Genomic DNA, 25,059 nt, shown 5'->3' with positions numbered 1-25,059 from the left:
TAAGGGATACAGCTGAGATTAATGCTCGCGAGTTTTACGGAAAATAACGTCCGGATAACGCTCTTGAGTAATATTCAGGTTGACCATGGTTGGAGCGATATAGCTCAGATTATCGCCACCATCCAGCGCCAGATTCAGCTCATTCTTACGTTTGAACTCTTCGAATTTCTTCACGTCGTTGCACTCAACCCAACGGGCGGTGGAAACATTGACCGATTCGTATACTGCTTCAACGTTGTATTCACTTTTCAGCCGGGAAGATACCACCTCAAACTGTAGCACCCCTACCGCACCGACGATCAGGTCGTTGTTGGAGATTGGGCGGAATACCTGTACCGCACCTTCTTCTGACAGCTGAACCAGACCTTTCAACAATTGTTTCTGCTTCAGCGGATCGCGCAGACGAATACGACGGAATAGCTCTGGCGCAAAGTTCGGGATACCGGTGAACTTCATATCTTCACCTTGAGTGAAGGTATCACCAATCTGAATGGTTCCGTGGTTGTGCAAGCCGATGATATCTCCAGCAAAAGCCTCCTCCACATGGGAACGGTCGCCGGCCATAAAAGTCAACGCATCAGAAATCACAACGTCTTTCTTGGTACGAACCTGACGCAGTTTCATACCTTTTACGTATCGGCCGGAAACTACACGCATAAAGGCCACGCGGTCACGGTGTTTCGGGTCCATATTGGCCTGAATTTTAAATACGAAACCGGTGAATTTCTCTTCTGACGCCACCACTTCACGCACGTCGGTTTTACGCGGCATCGGTGCCGGAGCCCAGGAAACCAGGCCGTCCAGCATGTGATCCACGCCAAAGTTACCTAATGCGGTACCGAAGAAGACCGGCGTTAAATCACCGGTCAGGAAAGCCTCATGATCGAACTCATGGGAAGCGCCCTGCACCAGTTCCAGCTCCTGACGGAACTGTTTGGCCAGATCTTCACCTACAGCAACGTCCAGCTCTGGGTTATTCAGGCCTTTAACAATCCGGACTTCCTGAATGGTGTGGCCTTTACCGGTCTGGTACAGATAAGTTTCATCTTTATAGAGGTGGTAAACCCCTTTAAACAACTTACCGCAGCCAATTGGCCAAGTGATTGGAGAACAGGCAATTTTCAGTTCGCGTTCCACTTCATCCAGCACTTCCATCGGATCACGAATATCACGATCCAATTTGTTCATAAAGGTCAGAATCGGCGTATCGCGCAGGCGGGTCACTTCCATCAGCTTACGGGTACGATCTTCTACCCCTTTTGCCGCATCAATAACCATCAAACAGCAGTCGACGGCGGTTAGAGTACGGTAAGTATCTTCGGAGAAGTCTTCATGCCCCGGGGTGTCCAGCAGGTTTACCAGGCATTCCTTATACGGGAACTGCATCACCGAGGTGGTGATGGAGATACCGCGCTGTTTCTCCATTTCCATCCAGTCGGATTTGGCGTGGTTATTGGAGCCACGGCCTTTTACCGTACCGGCGGTTTGGATAGCCTGTCCGAACAGCAACACTTTTTCAGTGATGGTGGTTTTACCGGCATCAGGGTGGGAAATAATGGCGAAAGTACGTCTTTTCGCCACTTCTTGTGCATATTCACTTGGAGACATAGTTAGATATTTCTACTTTGGGCCGCCCTGCTCTGGCATCACTCGGAGTCATGCATGATTCAGGAAAGCGAGAATCAGTGTTATAGCGCGATATTTTCCCTGATTTAACCGGGATAGACAATCGATGAAAATACCTGCGACAGCGAAACCGGCTTTAAGCCAAAGGTAACGCCATCATAATGGCATCTTCGCGCCCATTCGCGCTGGGATAGTAGTTACGCCGCACCGATACTTCATTAAAGCCAAGGCTGTCATACAGCGCGATGGCGCGGGCGTTTGAGGCTCTTACCTCCAGCCAAAGTGTGACTACATCACGCGTCTCCAACTGTTCAATCAAATGTTCAAGCAGTAAGCGGCCGTAGCCTTGGCGCTGATGCTGCGGATCAATGGCGATATTAAACAGCGTGGCTTCGTCCAATACAATTTGCGTAATCGCGAAACCGGCCATTTGCTGATCGACCGTCAGCTTATAGTTGAGATAACGTTCGCCCTGATTACTGAACAGGGTTTTTTCCGTCCACGGAAATTCGTGGCTGGCTTGCTCAATCTGATACGCGGTGGCCAGATCGGCTGGCGTCAGGATAGAAATCTGCTTCATGGTGACAAATCTGCTGCCAAAGTGCGCGCTTCGCGCCCGCATCTTGATAAAGCTCGGTCAACGCCGGGCTGTGTAATTGTGCACCGGCCAGCGCAAGCGGCTCGCTGATACCCAATCGCCAACTATTACACTGCGTATCTTCCGGCAGCATCGCCACCTGATCCGGCGTCAGGCTATATATCTGAGCGGCACTCAGGCCAAGGCTGCGCACGATATCACACAGCAAAGGATCGTCCTGACCGGGGAGCGTTTCCGCCACAATAAGCAGGCGAATATCCTCGGGTAAACTTACTGCAATTTCGCCTTGCAACACGGCGGGACGGCGTAGCGTCCACTGCGTAATGCCAAGCTGCTGCAATAGCCAGTCTCGTCTTGATGCCATGCTATTTCCTGTCAAGATACCCGTGTTTCGGCGCTATGCTAGCAAACACATCGAATATGCGCCAACAAACCTCTATAATCCCCGATCATATTATTAAGGAGCCAACGACTGATGTCCGCATTAACCCCAGCCAGTGAAGTGATGCTGCGCCATAGTGATGAGTTTATTCAACGCCGCGTGATTTTTGCAGGCGACCTACAGGACGCGTTACCGGCGCAGTTCGAAGCCGCCGAGGTGCGTGTTCACACTAACCAATATCACCACTGGCAATTACTGAGCAATACGCTGGAAGACAATGTTCAATTCGGTCTGCTGGCTGACGCCGATTTTCTGGCGCAAAGTGATACGCTGATTTACTACTGGCCAAAAAGCAAGCAAGAAGCTCAGTTCCAACTGGCTAATCTGCTGTCTATGCTGCCAATCGGCACCGATATTTTTATCGTCGGTGAAAACCGCTGTGGCGTACGTAGCGCAGAAGAAATGCTGAGTGATTTTGCCACGTTGACCAAAATCGACAGCGCGCGCCGCTGCGGTTTGTACCATGCGCGTTTAGATAAACAGCCTGAATTTGATCCGGAAGGCTGGTGGCATAGCTATCAGGTTGATGATGTCACCATCAAAACCCTGCCGGGCGTGTTCAGTAAAGACGCGCTGGATTCCGGCAGCTACCTGCTGCTCTCCACCTTCAACGAACCTTTTAAAGGTCGCGTGCTGGACGTCGGCTGCGGTGCAGGCGTATTGGCTTCGGTATTATCCAAACAGTCACCGAAGATTAAATGGACTCTGAGCGACGTTAGCGCAGCGGCCATTGAAGCCAGCCGGGCAACCTTGGCTGCCAACGAAATCGAAGCTGAAGTGATCGCGAGTAACGTTTACTCTGACATTCAGGGGCGTTTCGATATGATCATTTCCAACCCGCCGTTCCATGATGGGTTACAAACCAGTTTCCACGCGGCAGAAATGCTCATTCGTGGTGCAACCGGTCATTTGCACGTTGGTGGCAAGCTGCGCATTGTGGCTAACTCTTTCCTGCCTTATCCGGCGCTGCTGGATGCCGCGTTTGGCAGCCATGAAGTACTGGCACAAAATGGTCGTTTTAAGGTTTATCAGGCGACCGTTGGCCGCGCTCCCCGCGCAAAAGCCAAACGTTAATAATCTGATACTGTAATAATTTGGCGTTTGAATACGCTAACGTTGAAATTTTCAAGATCAGCACGTCATGTTGCAGCGCATAGCCGCTGCCGCATGGCGTAAACACCGTTTACTCACTTATTCCGTACTTTGCCCGCCTTTCAACCCGAACTCTCTCACATATTTCAGGCTTCTTATTGATGAGAAAGCTTTTAATTTCCGATGAACTCATCAGTAATGCTGACGAAAAATAGCGCTGAAAAGCCCGATATCTCAATGAATCAGCCGAATAACTGCGGATATGCTGTTTTTTACAGCAACCGTCCCGATAAAGGGAAATAAGTATTGACCTGAACAGGAAAATCTCTAGAATTCGCCCCCGTGGTTGCATCACAAAAGTGATGAACATGGTACGCGATGGTGGCGGAATTGGTAGACGCGCTAGCTTCAGGTGTTAGTGTTCTTACGGACGTGAGGGTTCAAGTCCCTCCCTTCGCACCAAACAATCACAAGATTTATGTTACACAGCATCATGCGATGGTGGCGGAATTGGTAGACGCGCTAGCTTCAGGTGTTAGTGTTCTTACGGACGTGAGGGTTCAAGTCCCTCCCTTCGCACCAAGCTGGTGACATAAATTAAAGCAGTAAAAACAATCAGATGTGCGATGGTGGCGGAATTGGTAGACGCGCTAGCTTCAGGTGTTAGTGTTCTTACGGACGTGAGGGTTCAAGTCCCTCCCTTCGCACCACACTGATTGAATTCCTCGGTTTTCTCCCTTCTTGGTATGTGCAAGTGATATAGCATGTGGCTATAGCTCACTTAGCGGTACTCGCTCGAAAGCACTTGGTTATCTTCCCAAAAAAACTTCCCTATTTTGCCCTAAATACGCCGTCATTCAGCCCGTATTCATAGATGTGTCAAAACTGCGAGTAGACCGCCAGCCATTGCCAGGCAGGAAGGAATCAACAGAAAATGGCGCAGGCGCGGGTGGTACAGCATACTCAACGTTGCCAACATCGCGGCGACAATAATGCCACGCAGTTCGGTCACGCTAAAATCCCCCCAACCCAGCAAAGGTAAAAGCGCACAAGGCAGTAAAACACCCCATCCGCTGGCCATTCGACTCAGTAAGAAATCGTTCAGCCTCCACGACCGGCAGGCTGCTATTGTCGCTCCAATCATGATAATACCCCCACACTAAGTGATAATGATAACCAATATCATATAACACTCTGTAGTTAAGTGCATCATTTTGCGTAGCAGCTCGACATCATGATGACATGCCGATCCAAAGATGGTAATTTTGTATTAAGAAAAATCTTAAAAAGATTTAAATCAGAATAATTTCAAAGAAAAACTATTTATCGTGCCCCTTAAATCAGGCGGCATGAGGATATTGTTTATTTGTCTGCGGACAGCATTACATACACAGAGTGAATTTAATATGAACGGCCATTCCTACGATCAGCTATTGAAAAGTAAGCATCGGCTCTCTTTACTGCTCTTTTTATTTTTAAATGCGTCTTCATCTATTTTTAATATGTTATTACCGGCTCACTACACTCCAGCATTTACTTTGCCGGTGGTATTGATTGCTATTCTCAGCATTAGTGCATTGTTATTTAACATATTTTTTTCGAAGGATTATGCGAATAAACTGAATATATTCGCATTTATTCTCGGTATTCTGTGGACATGGCAAATCATTCTAAAATATGAATATTTGGGGCGAGACGAAAATAACTTCTTATTGATCAGCCTGTTTACAATTTTCTTTATCAGCACTATCGCGCTTTCCGATAACTTTATCGCCTTTTGTTTACATTCAGCGCCAGCGGCGATTGCCGTGATTTTTCTGGACGATTTCCAGAATATTTTCCGCATTATATTCACTGTTATGCTGCCACTCATTGGTTTTTGCTTACATCATCTTATGCTGCGCCGCAGCGATGAATTCACCCGAAAATTGGTCGCCCATTTATATAATGAACGAGAAAAATTCAGTGATTTAAGCATGATAGACCCATTAACTAATCTTTATAACCGACGCGGCCTGGAAAGTAAGCTGGAAAGCCTGCTAACGCAGTCGCCGGGTAATCATTATGTTTTGTTGCTGGATATTGACCATTTCAAGGCCTATAACGACAACTACGGTCATACCATGGGCGATCAGGCTTTGGTGCGGGTTGCTGCAGCCATTCGCGATGCTGTGCGTTCACGAGATATCGTGGTGCGCTTCGGTGGAGAAGAGTTTCTGGTATTGCTGACCCACGTTAGCGAAGAATACGCCTCACAGCTGGCGGAGCGCGTTCGCCAGCGCGTACTAGGGCTGGATATTCCCCACGTTTTCAATCATAAAGTATCCACTACGGTCACGCTCAGCGCCGGCATTTCACCGCTGCAACCCTTGGATTTGCCAGCTTCGCTGAAAGCCGCGGATGAAGCACTGTATCAAGCCAAGAAAAACGGTCGCAATAAAGTCGCTTTCGCCAGCGATACGCTCGCTACCGCGGAATCCGTCCACTAAATATCGGTTGTCAGCCAGACTATCTCTTTCCTGTGGGGCGATGTATTTGCCCTGCCAGTTAAATACCAGAGCGCTCCCCGCAGACATTGGATTTCACCACGCCAAACGGGATAAAAAATTTATTTAGTCATACAAACCATTAAATAAGTACATTAAAAATGCGTTGAGTTTATTGGAATGAATCAGTCGGTTTATTGTGAAAATAATTCACGTAACTTATCGCGCTCGAGGTATATTTTGACTATCTAAACGCGGCTAATTTAGTTTAGTAACTATTTTTATAGAATGTTATTTCTGCTGTTTCAGGCATAATTTTTTTGAAAGGATGGCTGCACGAAATAGCGAAAGGAAATTGCGGAGCAGGAAAAATTGCTCGAAACACTATCAGAAACCCGGCCAGTATTTGGCCGGGTGAACGGCTTTAGAATGCTACAGAACCTTGCACGAAGAAGGTGCGCGGCTCGCCGACATATTTGCCGGAATTGTTATCATTTGAACGAGTGAAATAACGTTGGTCAAATAGGTTTTTTACCCCAGCGCCTAACGTCAGATTTGACCACTGTGGCCCGAAATTATATTCGGCGCGAGTATTCCACACCATATAACCCGGAATATTACCAAACTGGCCGTCGGCGCTTTCTTCGGTAATATAAATCGGGCCGCTCCCCGGTGAACGCTGTTTAGATTGCGCATAGCTATCCAGATTCCAAGTCCAGTTTCCGGTCTGGTAACGGGTTCCAACGGTATATACCTGGCGGGAATAGAACGGTAGATCTTTACCCGCAAACGCGCCGCCTTCGGTCGTCGCTTTGGTGTAGGTATAGCTGGTATAAACGCTCACACCGTCCAGCGTCGGGTTCAATTCACTCAAATCGTAACTGAACGCCATTTCAATCCCTTGATGTTTGGTCGCGCCCAGATTGGTCCAGCCGATATCGTTGCTGATGTATTGCAGTTGGTTATCGAAATCAATGTAGAACAGCGTCACTTCTCCGGTGAGAAGTGTGTCGTCGAAGCGAGTACCAATCTCGTAGGTATGCGCCTTCTCTGCGGTCAGACCCGGCGCGGGCGCGTTACCGTTGCCACCTTTGCTCAGTTGGAAGTACTGCATACTGCCAAAAGAGGTATTCGCGTTAGCAAACAGCTTCCATTCATCAGACAGATGATACATCAGGTTCAGGGATGGCAGTGGCTCGCTGTAATGCTTCTCACGAGAAGTTTGTGAGAAAGAATCATCGACGTTAGTGCTGATTTTTTCATAACGCAGGCCCGGAGTGATTGTCCAGTTGCCAACGTTTACCGCATCATCGATATACACCGCGTGGGCTTCAGTGCCGCCAGAGGTGTGTTGGTAGTAATCCGGCGTCGCCGGTGTAGAAGACGCTGAACTCGGTGCATACCAGACAGAACGATATGCTTTCTCGTCCATGGTTTCATTCAGATAACGATAGCCTACCGTCACCTCATGGGAAGTGCTGCCTAAATGGAATAATTGGGAATAACTCGGCTCAATGGCCCAAGTGGTGTAATTGCGCGGATAGGCAACCATCCGTTTTTTACCCACATTATTGCCAGTGCCTTCAGATTCAATATTGCTACCGCGGAAGCTTTTGGTGAAATAAGTCAGTAATTCAAACTGCTTATCTTCTTCCTGATGCTTATATTTGAAAGACATATCGCGGCGACGGCCATCGAACTGATCGAATGGTCGAGTCGACTGGAAGGGGTTTTGCGCATATTGCGCACTGGTCAGGCCGCCTGGCATACCGGCGTGGGCTTCGTAATAATGGAAGTTGGCCAACAGCTCATCATTAGGCGTGATTTCATAACGAGTTTTCAGCAGAAAATCGTCGATGTCGGTATTGTCGTTACTATCGCGATACCCCTGGCCGTGTAAACCAGAGTACATCAACGCCGCGCCGAAGCCGTTATCCGCCGTCCCGCCTAAAGAAGCGCTGGATAGGGTTTTCAGGCCGCCGTGGCTAGCGCCCTGAGTCTGCGCGCTCACCGCGCCGCTAAACTCTTTAGGAATCGCTTTGGTATTGAAGTTAATAATTCCACCGACGTTCTGCGGCCCATAACGTACCGCACCGCCGCCGCGAATCACGTCGATAGACTGTAGATTTCCGATGGATAACGGCGCCATAGAGAGCTGTGGCTGTCCGTAAGGAGCCACCGCCAGCGGAATGCCATCCTGCAAAATGGTGGAACGCGGTGACAAACGCGAAGTTAAACCACGAACGCCAACGTTAAGAGAAATATCGCTACCGCCAGTACCGTTGCTTTCGCGCACCTGAACACCAGGAATACCGCGCAGTGAATCACCGATAGTCTGCGCACCTTTTTCCTGCAAACGCTGCTGGGTGACGATGGTTCGCGCCCCCGGATGATTCAGCACAACCGTACTGTTATCGGTGTTATCCAACCAGTTTCCCACTACCGAAAGCGTGTCGCTTTTACCCGTGGCGGGTGCATCCTGAGTGGCCGTTGGCTGGTTATCATCAGCCTGAGTTTTTTTATCCGCGGCGTAGGTAGGCAATGCCAGCGCAATGGATGCAGCTAGCAAGGAAAGACGAGTAAAAGTAAACATATGAGGTTTATTCCGAAAGGAAATGTATATGAATGTATTTTTTAGAAACGCTAATCTTAATGATTCTGCTTACCAAGTAAATCGATATTGGCAATAAATCGAATCAGAGTTTATTTCAGTCGAAGTCTTGGCCGGCAAAGGTTTACGTAGAAAACCACAAACAAACATGACGCGCACAAGCCATTTGAGCAGAGCGAATATTCAAAATGGCAAATAATATTGCCTCAATAGAACAGGCTCAGAAATATCCTCCCGTAAGGGGAGGATTAGCAGGAGAAATGAGCGTGGCAGGAATTATTTAGCCTGAACCCAAAACACGCCGCTGTAATCCAGCGCGGTGTATTTTTGATGCAACATCTTGATATCTGCCAGAGGGTCAAGATCGCTAAATAGCTCCGGATGCAGGAATTTAGCAATGGCTTCAACGGCAATCACGTTGAACGGCGTATCGTAAAACTGATGATAAATCGCCATAACCTTCTTATCTTTGACCGATTGCAGCACGCTGATGCCGGTGCGATTCATCAGGTGTTTCAGACGCGCCTGCGTGGTAGCTTCATCGGTGCTATAACCTAGCGGAACCGCTAAAGTACCTCGGTGCCCGCGACTCCAGTCAGCGCCGGTCATCAGATAAAAATCCGGGTTACTGGCAATCAGTTGCTCGACGTTAACGTCTCCGCCCATTGCCGGAAACAGCTTGCTTCCAACGTTATTACCGCCTGCAACATCGATAAATTGTCCGAAACTGCCTTTCCCAAAAGTGCTGCAACAATCATCGCCTTTCATTCCGGCGCTGCGTTCGATAAACACGCTGGGGCGCTGCTCTGGTTTTAAGGCCGCAACCCGCTCACGAACCAAATCCAAACGTTGCTGATAGAACTGAATAAAGGATTCAGCGTTCGCCTCTTCGCCAAAGACTTTGCCGAGTAATCTCATACTTGGCACCGTATTGGTGAGCGGCTGCTGACGGAAATCGATGATTAATACCGGCAGTCCGGCTTTTTCCAACTGCCCTAACACGCCGCTGCTTTTCAGTTTTTCCAGCAAGCCAATATCAAAAATTATTAGATCTGGCCTGAAAACTACCGCTTGTTCCACGCTAAAATCAGAAACGTAGGGGTTTTCAAAAATAGGAATCTTATTGATTTCAGGGAATGTCTTCGCGTAAGCCTCTACCAGATCTGGCGCTTTGACTTTTAGCGAATTATCCCAAGCAATAATATTTTTTAGCGGCGTTTGCGGATGCAAAATATTCAGCGCCAGCAAGGCTCTGGCGTCAGCCAACATGACTTTGGCGGCGGGCTGAGGCAATGTCACTTCACGCCCCGCCACATCGGTAACCACAATAGGTGCAGCCAACGCAGACCAGGACATAAGGATCGCCAGCGAAGCCAATAGCCAGCGGGCTGCGCGGAGAAGACTAACGGACATGATATATCCTTGATAAATGCATAATAAGATTCGAACGCTAATGATAATCCATATCTTTTGTTTTTAAACTACCCAATATTTCTCACTGCAATAAAATCGATTAGATCACGTTATGACTCACTTTTTCTGATTACTTCAGGAATTTTGTTGCTTTGCTAAACCGATTCTTCTAATTTTAGCCACCAATAGGATCGGATAAATTTGAGGATCATCATGAAGAATTCAGTGTGGGTTTTAGGCGATGCCGTGGTTGATCTGGTGCCTGATAATTCAAATAGTTACCTTAAATGTCCCGGCGGAGCACCGGCAAACGTCGCCGTGGGAATTGCCCGTTTAGGCGGTAAAAGCGCCTTTATTGGCCGAGTGGGCAACGATAGCTTTGGCCGCTTTATGCAGCAGATATTGCAGCAGGAAAATGTCGATACCCGCTACATGACGCAAGATCCTCACTATCACACCTCAACCGTGGTGGTGGATTTAGATCGAAACGGCGAGCGATCCTTTACTTTTATGGTCAATCCAAGCGCCGATTTATTCCTACAACCCGATGATTTACCGGAATTTGAAGCCCATCAGTGGCTTCACGTTTGCTCCATTGCGCTCAGCCGTGAACCCAGTCGAAGCACCGCATTTGAAGCGATGAAGCGTATCAAAGCCGCCGGCGGTTGGGTCAGCTTCGATCCTAATATTCGGGAAGATATTTGGCAAAATCCGGAGGAATTGCTGCCGTGCCTGCATCAGGCGCTACAATTGGCGGACGTAGTCAAACTGTCGCTGGAAGAACTGGCATTTATCAGCGGAACCGATGAAACCACCCTAGCTATAGAGCAAATAATGGCACACTTCCCGTGCAAACTGCTGTTGGTTACGCTGGGGGCTGATGGCGTATGGCTGCATAATCGCACGGATTTGCAGCAATATCCGAGCCGCAAAGTCACTCCGGTAGATACTACTGGCGCAGGAGATGCCTTCGTCGCCGGGCTGCTGGCCGCCCTGGCTGACCAGCAAGACTGGGCCAAAGGCACAGATCTTCCCGCTGCAATCGCTCAGGCTCAAGCCTGCGGCGCACTGGCGACCACGGCCAAAGGCGCGATGACCGCGTTGCCAAGCTCCAGCCAACTGGCTCATTTTTTAAAAACCCCGGTTTAGCCCGCTGATACCTGCCGGATCTCTCTGTTTTATCGTAGTTATTCGGCAGTAACCGCTTATTTGCCTTTCCTCCAACCCCACTATATATTTCCTGTCTGAACCTACCTGCCCGCTATTTTCTTTTCTGAAAGGAACTCAACGTGAAATCTTTGTCTGCGGTCTTGCTGCTCAGCGTCTTACCCGTGGCAGCTTTTGCTACACCAACACCTTTTGTTATTGATAAAGACCATAAAGGGCAATTAACTATTGAGCAGTTTGAAGGATCAAATAGCGACGGCGGGCGTTTCGAGGTGCTGTTACCCTCCGGAAAAACTCAGGAACTGGGCGGTTTTGAATTTATTGATGATGGTAAAAATCCGGGAGCCAGTTTCACTGATTTCAACTTCGATGGTTATAACGATATCGCCATCGATGTGCCGGTCGGCATGGTGAATTTTGAGACTTTCATCTACCTCTGGCAGCCTGAAGCAGGCCAATTTAAAGCACTAAAACCGAATAATCCTGGCGCCTGCGGCCAGTTTTCCGATGTGACGCTGGATGAGAAAAACAAAACCATCATTTCATCCTGCCGTGGCGGCCCAGTCTGGTATAGCGACAAATTTAAATACGATGATCAAGGGAAGCTTTATCTGGCCTCGGATATGGAATTAAACATGGGCGTTGCTCCCGATCACGACATTTCAACCTTCGCTTTTTTCGAACGATACTACGATCCTCAAGGTAAGAAAATCAGCCAACAGGCTATTGGGATTGAAGGTGAACCCTATGTTTATACAGTGAAAAATGAAAAGTTACGTCTGTATAATGCACCGAACAAAGCTCAGAAATCAGCGATGTATCTGGTGAAAGGCGATCAAGTCGCGATCGTGGATTTAACCGTTCTGGAAAACACCGATAAAACTTGGGTAAAAATCAAATATGCCAGCAAAAAGCGCGGTGATATTTATAAATGGGTCGCCGCCGATGAAACCGAACATTCAGCACCACAGGAGTCTGCGGTATTCAGGTAATGACCTCGCTTTAACCCCCCTCTCATTGAGTGACTTCTCCAGCGCGCCGATCCCGGCGCGCTTTTTTATGGCTAAAAACCCGGCCAGCTCCGTTTGAAACGATCGATTTGTAAGCTGGATCACAATGGCTGAAACGGGTTAGCAAAATGTTTTGCTAACTCAGGGTTAACTCCATTATGTTAGCCATGAAAAACCGGTTTAGCTGTTTAGCAAATAACAACGAATCACATATCGAGTGATATAAAAATGATGATAAAACCTAGCTATCTCGCTGTAACTATTGGACTTATTCTCTCATGCTCGGCCACCAGCGTTACGGCAGCTTCCACCAGTGACATTGAAGCGCGCTTAAATGCGTTGGAACAACGCTTACACCAGGCAGAGCGCCGGGCGCAACAGGCTGAAGCACGAGCAGAAATTGCAGAAAAACAGGCGAAAAAATTAGAAGCACGCACCGCGCAGGCGGAAGAAAAAACAGTAGAAGTGGCTAAGCGCACTGAGAAGCTGGAAAGCAAAACGCCAGCAGAAAGTGGCTTTGAGTTCCACGGCTATGCCCGTTCCGGGCTGCTGATGAATAGTAATGGTGCCCGTACCCAAGGCGGCCCGGACGTTACGCCAGCAGGCAGTACCGGCGGCAATATTGGGCGTTTGGGCAACGAACCCGATACTTACGTTGAGCTGAGTCTGGAGAAAAAACAGACTCTGTCAAACGGCGCAACGACTCGCTTTAAAGCGATGCTGGCAGACGGTCAGCGCGACTATAACGATTGGACCGGCAATAACAGCAAACTCAATGTGCGTCAGGCTTTCGTGGAATTAGGCTCTCTGCCGACTTTCACAGGCATATTCAAGGACAGTACTCTGTGGGCCGGTAAACGTTTCGATCGGGATAACTTTGATATTCACTGGTTGGATAGCGATGTGGTATTCCTCGGCGGCACCGGCGGCGGTATTTACGATGTGAAATGGAATGAAGATCTGAAAAGCAACTTTTCACTTTACGGTCGTAATTTCGGTGCCATTGAAGGCATCGATGATGACATCCAGAACTACATTTTCACTGCCAATAACTTCGCTGGCCCATTCCAGTTCATGCTAAGTGGCCTGCGTGCCAAGGATAACGATCAGCGGAAAATCAACGGCATTGTCGCCAGCGATAACGCAGCGGAGAAAGGCTTCCACGCTATGCTGGCCTACCACGGCGACAGCTTCTACGGCCTGCGCGAAGGAACAGCTAAAATCGCGGTGCTTTACGGCCACGGCTTAGGTGCCGAAGTAAAAGGCCTTGGCTCCGACGGCAATCTCAACGAAAGCGCCGATACCTGGCGTATCGCCACCTACGGCACCACGCCGCTCAGCAAGAACTGGAGTCTGGCACCGGCGATTATGGCTCAGCAGAGTGAAGATCGTTATGTTCAAGGTGACAGCTATAAATGGGTGACATTCAACGCCCGCTTTATTCAGGAAATTACCGAAAACTTTGCGCTGGCCTACGAAGGCACCTACCAATATATGAATTTAGACCCACGGGGCTACAACAACTATAAAGATGTCAGCGGCGGTTTCTATAAATTGACCTTCGCACCAACCTTTAAAGCCGGTGATATTGGGAATTTCTTCAGTCGTCCGGAACTGCGCGTTTTCGCTACCTATATGGACTGGAGCAAAGATCTGGATAACTACTCTCAGCAGGATGCTTTCGGTAAAAATGATTTTACCGCCGGTGGCCAATGGAACTTTGGTGTGCAAATGGAAACCTGGTTCTGATAATAACTGGCCGTCGAACCGCAATGACGGCGGACATACCATAAAGTCACCCTGTATATAAATAACAATGTATCGCTACGAGAAAGGCCGCTATGCGAATCTGAACGCGGCTTTGCTGGATAGAATGAGGGAAAAAAATGAACATGACTGAGACCGTTTCGGCTCTGCTCCCGCTGCTGGGAGGCAAGGAAAATATCGTCAGTGCCGCCCACTGTGCCACCCGTCTGCGGCTGGTATTGGCAGATGATAATCTGGTACAAAAATCCGCCATCGAAAAACTGGATGGCGTAAAAGGTTGCTTCAGTAACGCCGGTCAAATTCAGGTTATTTTCGGCACCGGTTTGGTCAATAAGGTTCACGCGGAATTTATCCGACAAACCGGCGTAAACGAATCCAGTAAATCTGAAGCAGCCGATCTGGCCGCAAAAAAACTCAATCCGTTCCAACGGGTCGCTCGTTTACTGTCGAATATTTTTGTGCCAATTATTCCGGCTATCGTCGCCTCTGGCCTATTAATGGGTCTGTTGGGGATGGTGAAAACCTATGGCTGGGCCGACGCCGACAGCGCCATCTTTATCATGCTGGATATGTTCAGCTCCGCCGCCTTCATCATTTTGCCGATTCTGATTGGCTTTACCGCCGCGAAAGAGTTCGGCGGAAACCCTTATTTGGGTGCCACGTTGGGCGGGATTCTCACTCATCCGGCACTGACCAACGCCTGGGGCGTTGCGGGCGGCTTCCACACCATGAATTTTTTCGGATTAGAAATCGCCATGATCGGCTATCAGGGCACCGTGTTTCCGGTGTTACTGGCGGTCTGGTTTATGAGCATGGTGGAAAAACGGCTGCGAAAAGTGGTGCCTAACGCGCTGGATTTGATCCTGACGCCCTTCCTCACCGTGGTGATTTCCGGTTTTATCGCACTGCTGTTCATCGGCCCGGCAGGTCGGGTACTCGGCGACGGTATTTCAATGATCCTCAGCACTTTGATCACCCACGCAGGCTGGTTTGCCGGATTGCTGTTCGGCGGCCTGTATTCGGTGATAGTGATTACCGGTATCCATCATAGTTTCCACGCGATTGAGGCCGGATTACTGGGTAACCCAAACATTGGCGTTAACTTTCTGCTGCCGATTTGGTCGATGGCTAACGTTGCTCAGGGCGGTGCCTGTCTGGCGGTGTACTTCAAAACCAAAGATGTCAAAATCAAGGCTATAGCAGTGCCGTCGGCCTTCTCTGCCATGCTAGGTATTACCGAAGCGGCAATCTTTGGTATTAACCTGCGCTTTGTGAAGCCGTTTCTGGCCGCACTAGCCGGCGGCGCTCTGGGCGGTGCTTGGGTGGTTGCCAATCACGTCGGTATGACCGCCGTTGGTTTAACCGGCATTCCCGGTTTGGCTATCGTTCAAAGCAGTGCCATTGTCAGCTATCTGATTGGTTTGGTTATCGCTTTCAGCTCGGCCTTTATCATCTCGCTGCTGCTGAAATACAAAACGGACAGTGAATAATGCAAGAAGCCAGTTTACTCAAACAACTCACGTTGGCGGTGATGTCCGGTCAGGTTCGGGCCGCGCGGGATCCACATCGGCCCGGCTGGCATTTGGCTCCGTGCATCGGGCTGCTGAACGATCCTAACGGTTTTATCTATCACGCTGGCTACTATCATTTATTTTATCAATGGAATCCGCTGGCCTGCGCCCACGGCAGTAAATATTGGGGACACTGGCGCAGTGCGGATTTGATTCACTGGGAACATCAGCCTCTGGCGCTGGCACCGAGCGAAGAATATGAAAGCCACGGCTGTTACTCTGGCTCTGCGGTGATCCACGACGAACGCATTCACCTGATGTATACCGGTAATGTGAAATATCCAGATGGTAGCCGCACCGCATTTCAATGTCTGGCGCGAGAGAATGCGCGCGGAGAATTCGATAAGCTGGGGCCAGTACTGAGCCTACCTGCTGGCTATACCGGCCATGTGCGCGATCCGAAAGTTTGGCAGCACGACGGTCAGTGGTACATGGTGCTGGGCGCACAGGATCTTGAGCTGAAAGGCAAAGTGTTGCTGTTCCGTTCGCCGGATCTGCATCAATGGCAAAGTCTGGGTGAAATCGCTGGTTCTGGTATCAATGGTTTGAATGACTTCGGTTATATGTGGGAATGTCCGGATCTGTTTACGCTTGGCGACGAAGATGTGCTGATCTTCTGTCCGCAAGGGCTGGCAGCGGAGGCCGAACGTTATCGCAATACTTATCAGGCCGGTTATGTCTGCGGAAAACTCGATTATCAGCAAGGCCAGTTTAACCACGGTGCTTTCCACGAGCTGGACGCCGGATTCGAATTCTACGCCCCACAAACCACGCTGGCAGCGGATGGCCGCCGTTTACTGTTTGGCTGGATGGGCATTCCGAATCAGGATGAGTTATATCAGCCAACAGTGAATTACGGCTGGATTCACACGATGAGCAGTCCGCGCGAGCTGTCGCTGCGTAATGGCAAAATTATTCAGCAACCAGCCCGTGAATTAACCGCACTACGCACCGTTCTTTTCCAGTGGAAAGGAAGCGCCGATGCCGCACCACCGTTTCGCATCGACAATGCGGAAATCCAGTTGGAAATCAGCGGCGAGTTCACCCTACAACTGGCCGACACCATGACGCTGGAGTGGGACGGCGAGCGCCTGACTCTTAGTCGCAATAATCTGCGTACAGGCGAGCGAGAGTTCCGCTACTGGCGCGGTTCTGTGCATCAGTTACAGCTGCTTTTCGACCGCTGTAGCGTGGAAATCTTTATCAACAATGGTGAAGGCGTCATGACTTCCAGCTATTTCCCTCAGCCTGAACCACAGGCAATTTTCAGCGGCAAGGGTGAACTGCACCTGCGGCACTGGTTGTTACTGTCACCCATGTTAGAATAAGGGCATCTTTCCCGGTGGCAGATGCAGTCAGTGAAAAACAGTAAACGTATTACTATTAACGATATAGCTAAACTGGCTGGTGTGTCTAAATCGACCGCCAGCCTGGTTCTGAATGGTCGCAGTAAGGAATATCGTGTTTCTGACGAAACCCGGGATCGCATTATCGCTCTGGCCAACGAACACAATTACCAGCCAAGTTTCCACGCTCGTTCTTTGCGATCGACCCGCAGCCATACGCTGGGTCTGGTGGTGCCTGAAATGACCAATCATGGTTTTGCCCTGATTTCCCGCGAGCTGGAAATGCTGTGTCGCGAAGCCGGGTTACAACTGCTTATCGCCTGCACCGATGAAAATCCTAGCCAGGAAATGATGGCGGTGAACAGTCTGGTGCAGCGTCAGGTTGACGGTTTGATCGTCGCCTCCAGCCAGCTGAACGATAGCGAATACCAAAAGATCAACACTCGGCTGCCGGTGATACAAATGGATCGGCTGATCGGCGAATCGGATCTTCCACTGGTAATCACCGATTCTATTACCTCTACCGCCACGCTGGTGGAGAAAGTGGCGCAGCAACATCAGGATGAGTTTTATTTCCTCGGCGGCCAGCCGCGAATTTCACCGACGCGCGACCGCCTGAGCGGATTTCAGCAGGGTTTACAGCGCGCTGGCGTAGAATGTCGCCCGGAATGGATACTCAACGGCAATTATCTGCCTAGCTCCGGCTATGAAATGATCGCTCAACTTTGCGCTCAATTGGGCCGACCACCGAAAGCGGTATTTACCGCCGCCTGTGGCCTGCTGGAAGGGGTGCTGCGTTACCTGAACCAATATCAATTGATGGATAGCGATATTCACCTGTGCAGCTTTGACGATCATTACCTGTTTGACTGCCTGCCGCTAAAAATCGATACCATCGCTCAGGACTGCCAAGGGCTAGCGCGTCATAGCTTCGAGATGGTTACCGCTCTGATCGCCGAGCAACCGTTAGAACAGCAGCGGCTGATTCTGCCGGGGCAAATTCACTGGCGTCATCCAGACTCTAAAGCTTGATAGGTTGAAAGCTCACTATTCCCTCAGTCAATTCGCTGCGAATAAAGTGACAGCCGCATTTGCCTGCGGCTTCACAGCAATTCAGACAATAATCAGAGTTAATAGTGATTCTCGGTTTTTGGAGATCACTGTCTGGTTGAGGTAAATCTATTTTGGCCCCAAAGTCTGCCCCGCTTCCTACTGAATCAGCTTACAACTCTCAGGCGCCGGCGGTTACGCCCGCACTGAATGATTCCTGGCAACGCTGTCATAAACTGATGCAACCCGCCACTTGGCGAATTCCGCATCGGGCGGCTGGCGCAACGTTCAGCTCGATATGCCAGCGTAAAAACGATCTGTTGGTTCTGGGACAAGCGGCGCTGGAAGATGCGTATGAATATATGGAATCCCGCGAGTGCAGCCTGCTTATTCTGGATGAAAGCGGCTGTACCCTGTGGCAATGCGGTCATCCGAAAACGCTGCGCCAGCTCAGTGAATTAGGTTTTACCGCCGGTAGCTACTGGGCCGAAGGTTTGATCGGTACTAACGCTCCGGCGCTAGCAATAGCCGAAGGTAACCCAATGCAGGTCAGCGGCAGTCAGCACTTTAAGCTGGCGCTACATCCGTGGCATTTCTGCGCAACGCCGGTATACGACAACAGCGGGCGACAGCGAGCCGTGATCGTGTTGGGCTGTTTGCTAACGGAAAAAGCCGCCAGTGATTTACCGCTGACTCTGGCTATCGCGCGGGAAATCGGTAATTCCCTGCATGCGGACAGCTTGCTGGCAGAAACCAATCGCCATTTGAATGAGTTAAACGCCCTGCTGGACGGCGTGGAGGACGGCGTGATGGCCTGGGATCAGCGTGGCTGCCTGCTGTATCTCAATCGGCGCGCCGCCGCCATTTTGCGGCTGGATGCAACCAATAGTCTGGGAAAACCGGTCAACCAGTTACTGACGCTTCCCGCTCTGCTGACCCACGCAATTCAGCAGCGCAGTCCTCTCAGTCACGTAGAGGTGACGTTTGAGAACCAACAGCAGTTTATTCCGGCGTTACTCACGCTAAAACCCATACCCGACGGCGATCGTTGCGGCTTTATCGCATTGTTGCATCCACAGGAACTGCTGCGCCAAATGGTACACAACCAATTGGGCCGGGCCAGCCATACCTTCGATGAGATGCCGGTTAGCTCTCTGGAAATGCGCCGTTTGGTTCGTTACGGCAAACAGGCAGCTAAAGGCCAGCATCCTATCTTGCTACACGGTGAAGAAGGCGTGGGAAAACAGCGACTAGGGCAGGCGATTCATAACGCCAGCGAACGATCCGATGGCCCTTATATCGCTTTGAACTGTCAGGCATTGCCGCAAAGCTTAATGGCACGAGAATTCCTCGGCAGCGATGCCAGCGAAGGCGAGGCCGGACAACCGAGTAAATTCGAGTTAGCCAACGGTGGCACATTATATCTGGAGCAGGTGGAATACCTGTCGCCGGAAATGCAGTCCGCGCTGCTGCAGATCGTTAAAACCGGCATTCTGATGCGCGTCAATTCCAATCGGGTGATTCCGGTGGATGTGCGGATTATTGCCGCCACTGGCGCGGATTTGCCGCTGCTAGTCAAACAGGGGCGTTTTCGCCGCCAGTTGTTCTATACCCTTCAGTCTTTCGAACTACATATCCCGCCGTTACGCCAGCGCCAACAGGATATTCAACTGCTGGTACACCATACCCTGCGGGATTTAGGGCAGCATTTTCACTGCCAGTATCAGACCGATGAAGACGTTAATCGCCAGCTCAATCAGTATCCGTGGCCGGGCAACGATCAGGAGTTGAAAAGCGTTGTCGAACGCGCTGCGATGTCCTGTCGCAATAACCGAATTCGTCTCAATGACTTACCTGAGCATTTGCTGGGTGAAAAATTGCTTCTTGAACCGGACGCCCCGCAGCCGCAGCCCGTGCTATCACTGCAAGAGCTAGAACGGCAGGCGATAATTCGCGCCGCGCTGGTGTGTCAGGGTCAGCTTAATGAAATGGCAACCTTGCTGGGCATTGGCCGCACCACACTGTGGCGTAAAGTGAAGCTGCACCGGCTGGATATCGGACAGTTTAAAGGCGGAGAAACGGTTTAATATCTTGATAGTTAAGCAGAGAAAAGGAGCCAATTCTGGCTCCTTTTCTCATATCGCTGAGAACATATTATTTTGCTGGAATATAGCTACTTTGATGGCGAGTCTCCTTCGCTCCGGTAGCTTCCCCCTTGATTTTTAACACGCCACTGGCTGTATCCAGTTCAGCCATCATGCCTGTATGAGTGGCATCCAAACAGCCGCTCATCCCCACCGCCATTGGAATCCCCAAGGCGCGGGACAGGATCGCGCTGTGTGACACCGTGCTCCCCTGACTCAGGCAAATACCTTTTACTTGCTGTCGGCGCAGCCCGGCCAACGCCGATGGCATTAGCTCATCCGCCACCAGCAACGCGCTACCACCAATGTGCAACGAAACCAACGGCAAACCGGTCAGATGTCCCAGCGCCCGATTAAGAATATCGCGAATATCCAGCTCGCGAACCCGCAGGTATTCATCATCCAGCGCCTGATAATCCGCGGCCATTGCCATCAACTCACTTTGCAGGGCGGACTCGGCGCAAACACGTTCTTGAGCCATCCGCTGATTGACCGCCTGCTGCAGCTCTTCATCGCTGATTAGGAGCTGATGAGCGCTGAATATTTCCCCAAATTCTTCACCAAGCGTTTCTCCCACCTGCGCAGCCAGAGATTCCAAATCTGTCGCAGTTTGGATCAGCGCCCGTTGTAAACGTTGCTGTTCGTCCGCTACTTGTTCGGCACTGATAGTGCGGGGAATAAACGCCGTCATCGCAGGAGGAAGCTGGAGTATTGGCCCACGAACGACTCCGTTTGGCACCATAATTCCCGCTAGTTCCGCGTTATCCCCGTTCGCGACTGATTCACCAAAATGCTGCTGAGCCAAGTGTTCAAACGCAGCCAGCGCCAATTCGGCCTGAGCTCCGCGAGCTAGCAGGCGAATGGTATCCCCTTTACGTACTTGCAAAATCGCCAGTTGGTTCAGGCTACGTGGGTTCACGCATTTACCGCTCTTTTCCAGCAGTAGCTCGGCGTCAAAAGGTGCCAAAGCCTCCACCAACTTTGCCGCTGGGCGAACGTGTAAACCGTTGGGATTTTGCACTCGCCAGCTGACGCTTTGCGCATCATCGCCGAATCCCGTCGCAGAGCCAGATTCTTCCGACTGGATTTCTTCGCCTAATTGGCCACTTTTCGCCACCAGCGCGCCCATAGCTTCGGCACGAACCTGTTGTAATGATGAGCCTGCCGATGCCGCGACTACCGCCGCTAGCGTGCCTTCTACCAAAGGAGCCGCGCACAGCAACACATTGGCCGCCATCTCCGGATCGAGTAGGTCCAACGCGGTTTCAGCGCTCAGCACGGCGCTACCAAGATCCATCAACACCAATACCCCGGCGGGATCGTAAACTGACTCAATGGCTTCCATCACTTTAATGGCGTCAGTGCCGATGGGATGATCCACGTCGTCCACCCCTGCGGCCAGAGCCAACCGACATCCGCCCTGCGCCATTTGCTGCGCCAGCTCGGCAACGCCCTGAGCCAGTAACGCACTATGGGAAACTACAACGATATTGACCATCTTTCCTCCTGGAATCTGATACTGCCCTGCGGTTATCGCACCGGCCTGACGGACACACTTTTGATACTTTATGGCAAGCAGTTCATGGAACGCGCATGGCTAACGGCTGGTTACCTGCAATAACGCCTGCATCATTAGCATGGCCGAAGTCGCGCCGGGGTCCTGATGGCCAATACTGCGTTCACCGAGATAACTGGCACGGCCTTTACGCGCCTGCATGGTAATGGTGCTGGCCAGCGCCTGCTGCGAGCGTTCCACCGTTTGTTGCAATGCGTCCACCACTGATAAACCTTGCTGATTGGCCTTTTCCAACTGATCCACAACAGCCCACCAGACATCGCACATGGTTTTATCACCGGGTTCTGCCTTACCGCGCATCACTACGCCCTCAACGCCGTCCTTAAACATTTGGCACAGAGCGGAAAGATCGAGGCTTTGTTTAGCATTAGTACTCTGCGCCGCTCGGATAAAGAACGTGCCAAACAGCGGGCCACTGGCTCCACCTACGCTGGATAACAACGTCATACCGGTGTTTTTCAGGATGAACCCAATATCTTTGTCTGCCACCGAAGGGAGCTTTTCGACCACTTTGTTAAAACCGCGATTCATGTTCAGCCCGTGATCACCATCGCCAATTTCAGTGTCTAGCTGAGTGAGGAAATCCCGTTGTTGAGTAAAAACCTCGGCGCATAGTTGCAGCCAATTGACGATATCTTGTTTGGTTAATCCCATTTTTTCCTCCGACATTTAACAACCCCAACGCAGCGCAGGAGTATTGACCGGTGCGTCCCACAGCGTGAGTAATTCATCATCCACTTTTAGCAACGTAATCGACATACCCTGCATATCCAGCGAAGTACAGTAAGAGCCAATCAGTTTACGTTCGACTTTCAAACCAAACTCGGCGCAGCGCGCGGCTAACCGATGCCAAACGCCGTACAGCTCAGACAGCGGCGTAGCGCCCAGATTATTCACCAGCACCACGACTCTATCCCCTGCCGCCAACGGCTGTTTGCTCTGACGAGTTTCCTGCCAATCGCCCAGCTGGCGATCCCAGTGGCGCAACGTGCGTTGATACTGTCCGTGTTCGATCAACGTCTGGAACATTGCGTCAACGGTGCTATCCAGGGAGGTAAAGGAACGGCGTTCAATGCCCGGCTCGCCGTGGATACCCACGCCAAACTCCATTTCATTTTCAGCCAAAATAAAGGACGGTTTACCCGCCGCAGGCACCGTACAGGCTCCCAAGGCAATCCCGATGGAATGTCCCTGATTATTGATTTTTTGTCCTAACGCCACGCATTCATCCAGTGAATCACCGCGTTCGGCGGCAGCACCTAATAATTTTTCGATCAGCACCGTATTAGCGACGCCACGGCGTCCGGCGGTGTACAGGCTGTCTTTTACCGCGACATCGTCATCAATCACCAGCGTGGCAACGGCGGTGCCTTCGCTGTGCAGCAGTTCGGCTGCGGTTTCAAAATTAAGAATGTCGCCGGTGTAGTTCTTTATCAGCATTAACACGCCTTTCCCGCCGTCGATAGCCTGACCGCACTCGAACATTTGATCCGGCGTTGGCGAAGTAAAAATCTCACCGGGACAGGCACCGTCCAGCATTCCTGCACCAATAAAGCCGCAGTGCATCGGTTCATGACCGCTGCCGCCACCGGACATCAGCGCCACTTTGCCTTGTACCGGCGCATCTCGGCGAGTAATAAACAGCGGTTCCTGATGCAGAGTCAGTTCCGGATGCGCTTCCACTAAACCTTGAATTTGTTCCTGTAAAACGCTTTCAACGCTATTAATCAGTTTTTTCATGCTGTGCTCCATAAAGAGGCTCGTTTACCCGTGTGGGGCAGAACCGAGCGACCCACAGGCGGCCCGGTTCGTTATCACAATGAATTCAACTTAGTTGAGGAAAGCGCGCCCCAGCCTATCGGCAACCAAAATCGCCGCGTAAACACTGTCCGGCGTAACGGCAAACGGCATATTGTGGATGGTTTCACCCTCGGCACAGCTGGCTTCGGCCACTGCGCGGATTTTCTTTTCGATATCCTGATGAACGCCCATTTCGCCCAGCGTGATGGGTAACCCCAATTGCTGACAAAAATCGAGTACGGTTTCAATTTGCTCCATGCTGCTGTTTTGCAGCACCAACTGTGTCAGCGTACCGAAAGCCACCTTCTCGCCGTGATACAGGTGGTGGCACTCTTCCAGTACGGTAAAACCGTTATGAATGGCATGCGCCGCCGCCAGACCGCTGCTTTCAAAACCAATGCCGCTCAGGTAAGTGTTGGCTTCAATAATGCGTTCTACCGCTTCGGTAACCACACCGGCTTCTACGGCCAGCTTAGCTTTGTAACCTTCCGTCAGCAGCGTGTCGTAGCACAAACGCGCCAACGTCACGGCGGCTAGCGTTGAGGCTCCGCCCGCCATACTGATAGCTTTGGCATCAAAACAGGCTTGTGCTTCAAAATAGGTAGAAAGCGCATCCCCCATACCGGCAACTAATAAACGCACCGGTGCTTTGGCGATAATCGCGCTGTCCATCAGAACAATATCCGGATTTTTTGGATAAATGAGATATTCAGCAAACTCCCCTTCTTCGGTATAAATCACCGACAGGGCGCTGGTTGGCGCATCGGTTGAGGCAATAGTTGGCACTACGACCACCGGAATATGTTGATAGTGGGCGATGGCTTTCGCCGTATCCAGGGTTTTACCGCCGCCGATACCGATCACTCCGTTACAACCGTGTTTTTTCAGCTCTACGGTCAGGCGTTCAATTTCCTTACGAGAGCATTCGCCGCGGAACTGGCTGAAGTGATATTTAACATCGCTGACCTGCAGGCTGCTGCCAACGGTATCCGACGTGAGTTTCATGACGAAGTCATCGGCGATGACGAAATAGTTATTTGCCAATAGCTTAGCGAACTCACCAATAGACTGAAGTGCGTTAGCGCCTTGTATATATTTAGACGGAGATTGAATGACTTTAAGCATATCTGGCTCCTGAAGCGTAAATGTATTTTAGAAGGTGGCGTCTCGGGTCAGCATCGGTCTTTGGCGGGAGACGGTTTTACTTTGGCTAAAACCACTATAGAGCGAGAAAAACCGTTGAGTAACCGGCAGGGAAAACGTTCCATTATGAAACCACCAATGGAAATTCGAGTTTCATTGTGAAACAAAGAGGGTTGTTAATTCAGTTAATAAGAGAGCTGGCGCACAGATGGGAAAA

General features: G+C 50.5%; 19 protein-coding genes and 3 tRNA genes. 12 read left to right on the top strand and 10 right to left on the bottom strand.

Annotation, left to right across the window (positions count from 1 at the left end):
* Positions 1–18: 18 nt before the first annotated feature.
* The 3 genes from prfC to PL78_RS13550 form a co-directional block, all read right to left on the bottom strand.
* Positions 19–1,608 carry a peptide chain release factor 3 gene (prfC, locus tag PL78_RS13560; RefSeq protein ID WP_064516281.1) on the bottom strand — a complete coding sequence of 530 codons (1,590 nt, stop codon included), beginning with the start codon at positions 1,606–1,608 and terminating at the stop codon, positions 19–21.
* Positions 1,609–1,762: 154 nt separating this feature from the next.
* On the bottom strand, positions 1,763–2,206 hold the full coding sequence (gene rimI, locus PL78_RS13555; protein ID WP_064516279.1) for a ribosomal protein S18-alanine N-acetyltransferase: 444 nt from the start codon (positions 2,204–2,206) through the stop codon (positions 1,763–1,765).
* The gene (locus PL78_RS13550) at positions 2,151–2,588 is read right to left on the bottom strand and encodes a DNA polymerase III subunit psi (protein WP_064516277.1); all 438 of its coding nucleotides are present in this window, start codon (positions 2,586–2,588) and stop codon (positions 2,151–2,153) included. The genes rimI and PL78_RS13550 overlap by 56 nt, the downstream gene beginning before the upstream one ends.
* 111 nt (positions 2,589–2,699) lie before the next feature.
* Here PL78_RS13550 and rsmC point away from each other — a divergent pair, with 111 nt between their 5' ends.
* From rsmC to PL78_RS13530, 4 genes are all read left to right on the top strand, one after another.
* Positions 2,700–3,740: a 16S rRNA (guanine(1207)-N(2))-methyltransferase RsmC gene (gene rsmC / locus PL78_RS13545; RefSeq protein ID WP_064516275.1), complete on the top strand. Its 1,041-nt coding sequence runs from the start codon at positions 2,700–2,702 to the stop codon at positions 3,738–3,740.
* A 393-nt stretch (positions 3,741–4,133) separates the two neighbouring features.
* Positions 4,134–4,220, top strand: a tRNA-Leu gene (locus PL78_RS13540).
* A 33-nt stretch (positions 4,221–4,253) separates the two neighbouring features.
* Positions 4,254–4,340, top strand: a tRNA-Leu gene (locus PL78_RS13535).
* Between the two features lie 41 nt (positions 4,341–4,381).
* Positions 4,382–4,468, top strand: a tRNA-Leu gene (locus PL78_RS13530).
* Positions 4,469–4,626: 158 nt separating this feature from the next.
* Here the strand turns inward: PL78_RS13530 and PL78_RS13525 are convergent.
* Positions 4,627–4,902: a DUF1435 family protein gene (locus PL78_RS13525; protein ID WP_064516273.1), complete on the bottom strand. Its 276-nt coding sequence runs from the start codon at positions 4,900–4,902 to the stop codon at positions 4,627–4,629.
* Positions 4,903–5,164: 262 nt separating this feature from the next.
* On the opposite strand from PL78_RS13525, the gene PL78_RS13520 reads away from it, so the two are divergent.
* On the top strand, positions 5,165–6,247 hold the full coding sequence (locus PL78_RS13520; protein ID WP_064516271.1) for a GGDEF domain-containing protein: 1,083 nt from the start codon (positions 5,165–5,167) through the stop codon (positions 6,245–6,247).
* A 421-nt stretch (positions 6,248–6,668) separates the two neighbouring features.
* Here the strand turns inward: PL78_RS13520 and PL78_RS13515 are convergent, their stop codons facing one another.
* Both PL78_RS13515 and PL78_RS13510 read right to left on the bottom strand, forming a co-directional pair.
* Positions 6,669–8,837, bottom strand: coding sequence for a TonB-dependent receptor family protein (locus tag PL78_RS13515; RefSeq protein ID WP_064516269.1), 2,169 nt, complete (start codon positions 8,835–8,837; stop codon positions 6,669–6,671).
* 294 nt (positions 8,838–9,131) lie between these two features.
* Positions 9,132–10,268, bottom strand: a complete 1,137-nt coding sequence (locus tag PL78_RS13510) for an ABC transporter substrate-binding protein (RefSeq protein ID WP_064516267.1) — start codon at positions 10,266–10,268, stop codon at positions 9,132–9,134.
* 213 nt (positions 10,269–10,481) lie between these two features.
* On the opposite strand from PL78_RS13510, the gene PL78_RS13505 reads away from it, so the two are divergent.
* The 7 genes from PL78_RS13505 to dhaR all read left to right on the top strand — a co-directional run bounded on the left by PL78_RS13505 (position 10,482) and on the right by dhaR (position 20,266).
* Positions 10,482–11,417, top strand: coding sequence for an aminoimidazole riboside kinase (locus PL78_RS13505; protein ID WP_064516265.1), 936 nt, complete (start codon positions 10,482–10,484; stop codon positions 11,415–11,417).
* A 140-nt stretch (positions 11,418–11,557) separates the two neighbouring features.
* Positions 11,558–12,427, top strand: a complete 870-nt coding sequence (locus PL78_RS13500) for an SH3 domain-containing protein (protein ID WP_064516263.1) — start codon at positions 11,558–11,560, stop codon at positions 12,425–12,427.
* A gap of 246 nt (positions 12,428–12,673) precedes the next feature.
* Positions 12,674–14,194 (top strand): carbohydrate porin, encoded by a 1,521-nt coding sequence (locus tag PL78_RS13495; protein WP_084414336.1) that lies wholly within the window; start codon positions 12,674–12,676, stop codon positions 14,192–14,194.
* A gap of 137 nt (positions 14,195–14,331) precedes the next feature.
* On the top strand, positions 14,332–15,702 hold the full coding sequence (locus tag PL78_RS13490; protein ID WP_064516261.1) for a sucrose-specific PTS transporter subunit IIBC: 1,371 nt from the start codon (positions 14,332–14,334) through the stop codon (positions 15,700–15,702).
* Positions 15,702–17,111, top strand: coding sequence for a sucrose-6-phosphate hydrolase (locus PL78_RS13485; protein ID WP_064516259.1), 1,410 nt, complete (start codon positions 15,702–15,704; stop codon positions 17,109–17,111). Before PL78_RS13490 ends, PL78_RS13485 begins: the two co-directional genes overlap by 1 nt.
* Before the next feature lie 30 nt (positions 17,112–17,141).
* On the top strand, positions 17,142–18,161 hold the full coding sequence (locus PL78_RS13480; RefSeq protein ID WP_120805394.1) for a LacI family DNA-binding transcriptional regulator: 1,020 nt from the start codon (positions 17,142–17,144) through the stop codon (positions 18,159–18,161).
* Between the two features lie 257 nt (positions 18,162–18,418).
* Entirely contained in the window at positions 18,419–20,266 is a 1,848-nt protein-coding gene (dhaR, locus tag PL78_RS13475; RefSeq protein ID WP_420822911.1) for a dihydroxyacetone kinase operon transcriptional regulator DhaR, read from the top strand.
* Positions 20,267–20,333: 67 nt separating this feature from the next.
* On the opposite strand, the gene dhaM is transcribed toward dhaR, so the two are convergent.
* The 4 genes from dhaM to PL78_RS13455 form a co-directional block, all read right to left on the bottom strand.
* Positions 20,334–21,821, bottom strand: coding sequence for a dihydroxyacetone kinase phosphoryl donor subunit DhaM (dhaM, locus tag PL78_RS13470; protein WP_064516253.1), 1,488 nt, complete (start codon positions 21,819–21,821; stop codon positions 20,334–20,336).
* 99 nt (positions 21,822–21,920) lie between these two features.
* Positions 21,921–22,553 carry a dihydroxyacetone kinase subunit DhaL gene (dhaL, locus tag PL78_RS13465; RefSeq protein ID WP_064518428.1) on the bottom strand — a complete coding sequence of 211 codons (633 nt, stop codon included), beginning with the start codon at positions 22,551–22,553 and terminating at the stop codon, positions 21,921–21,923.
* A 15-nt stretch (positions 22,554–22,568) separates the two neighbouring features.
* Complete coding sequence (gene dhaK / locus PL78_RS13460) at positions 22,569–23,639, bottom strand: dihydroxyacetone kinase subunit DhaK (RefSeq protein WP_064516251.1); 1,071 nt, start codon at positions 23,637–23,639, stop codon at positions 22,569–22,571.
* Between the two features lie 90 nt (positions 23,640–23,729).
* A complete protein-coding gene (locus PL78_RS13455; protein ID WP_064516249.1) occupies positions 23,730–24,824 on the bottom strand; it encodes a glycerol dehydrogenase in 1,095 nt (364 codons plus the stop codon).
* Positions 24,825–25,059 lie beyond the last annotated feature (235 nt).

This window comes from Yersinia entomophaga (assembly GCF_001656035.1).
Classification (GTDB): Bacteria; Pseudomonadota; Gammaproteobacteria; order Enterobacterales; family Enterobacteriaceae; genus Yersinia; species Yersinia entomophaga.
Note: the sequence above shows the minus strand (reverse complement) of the source record. Positions and strands in the feature narration are given on the sequence as shown.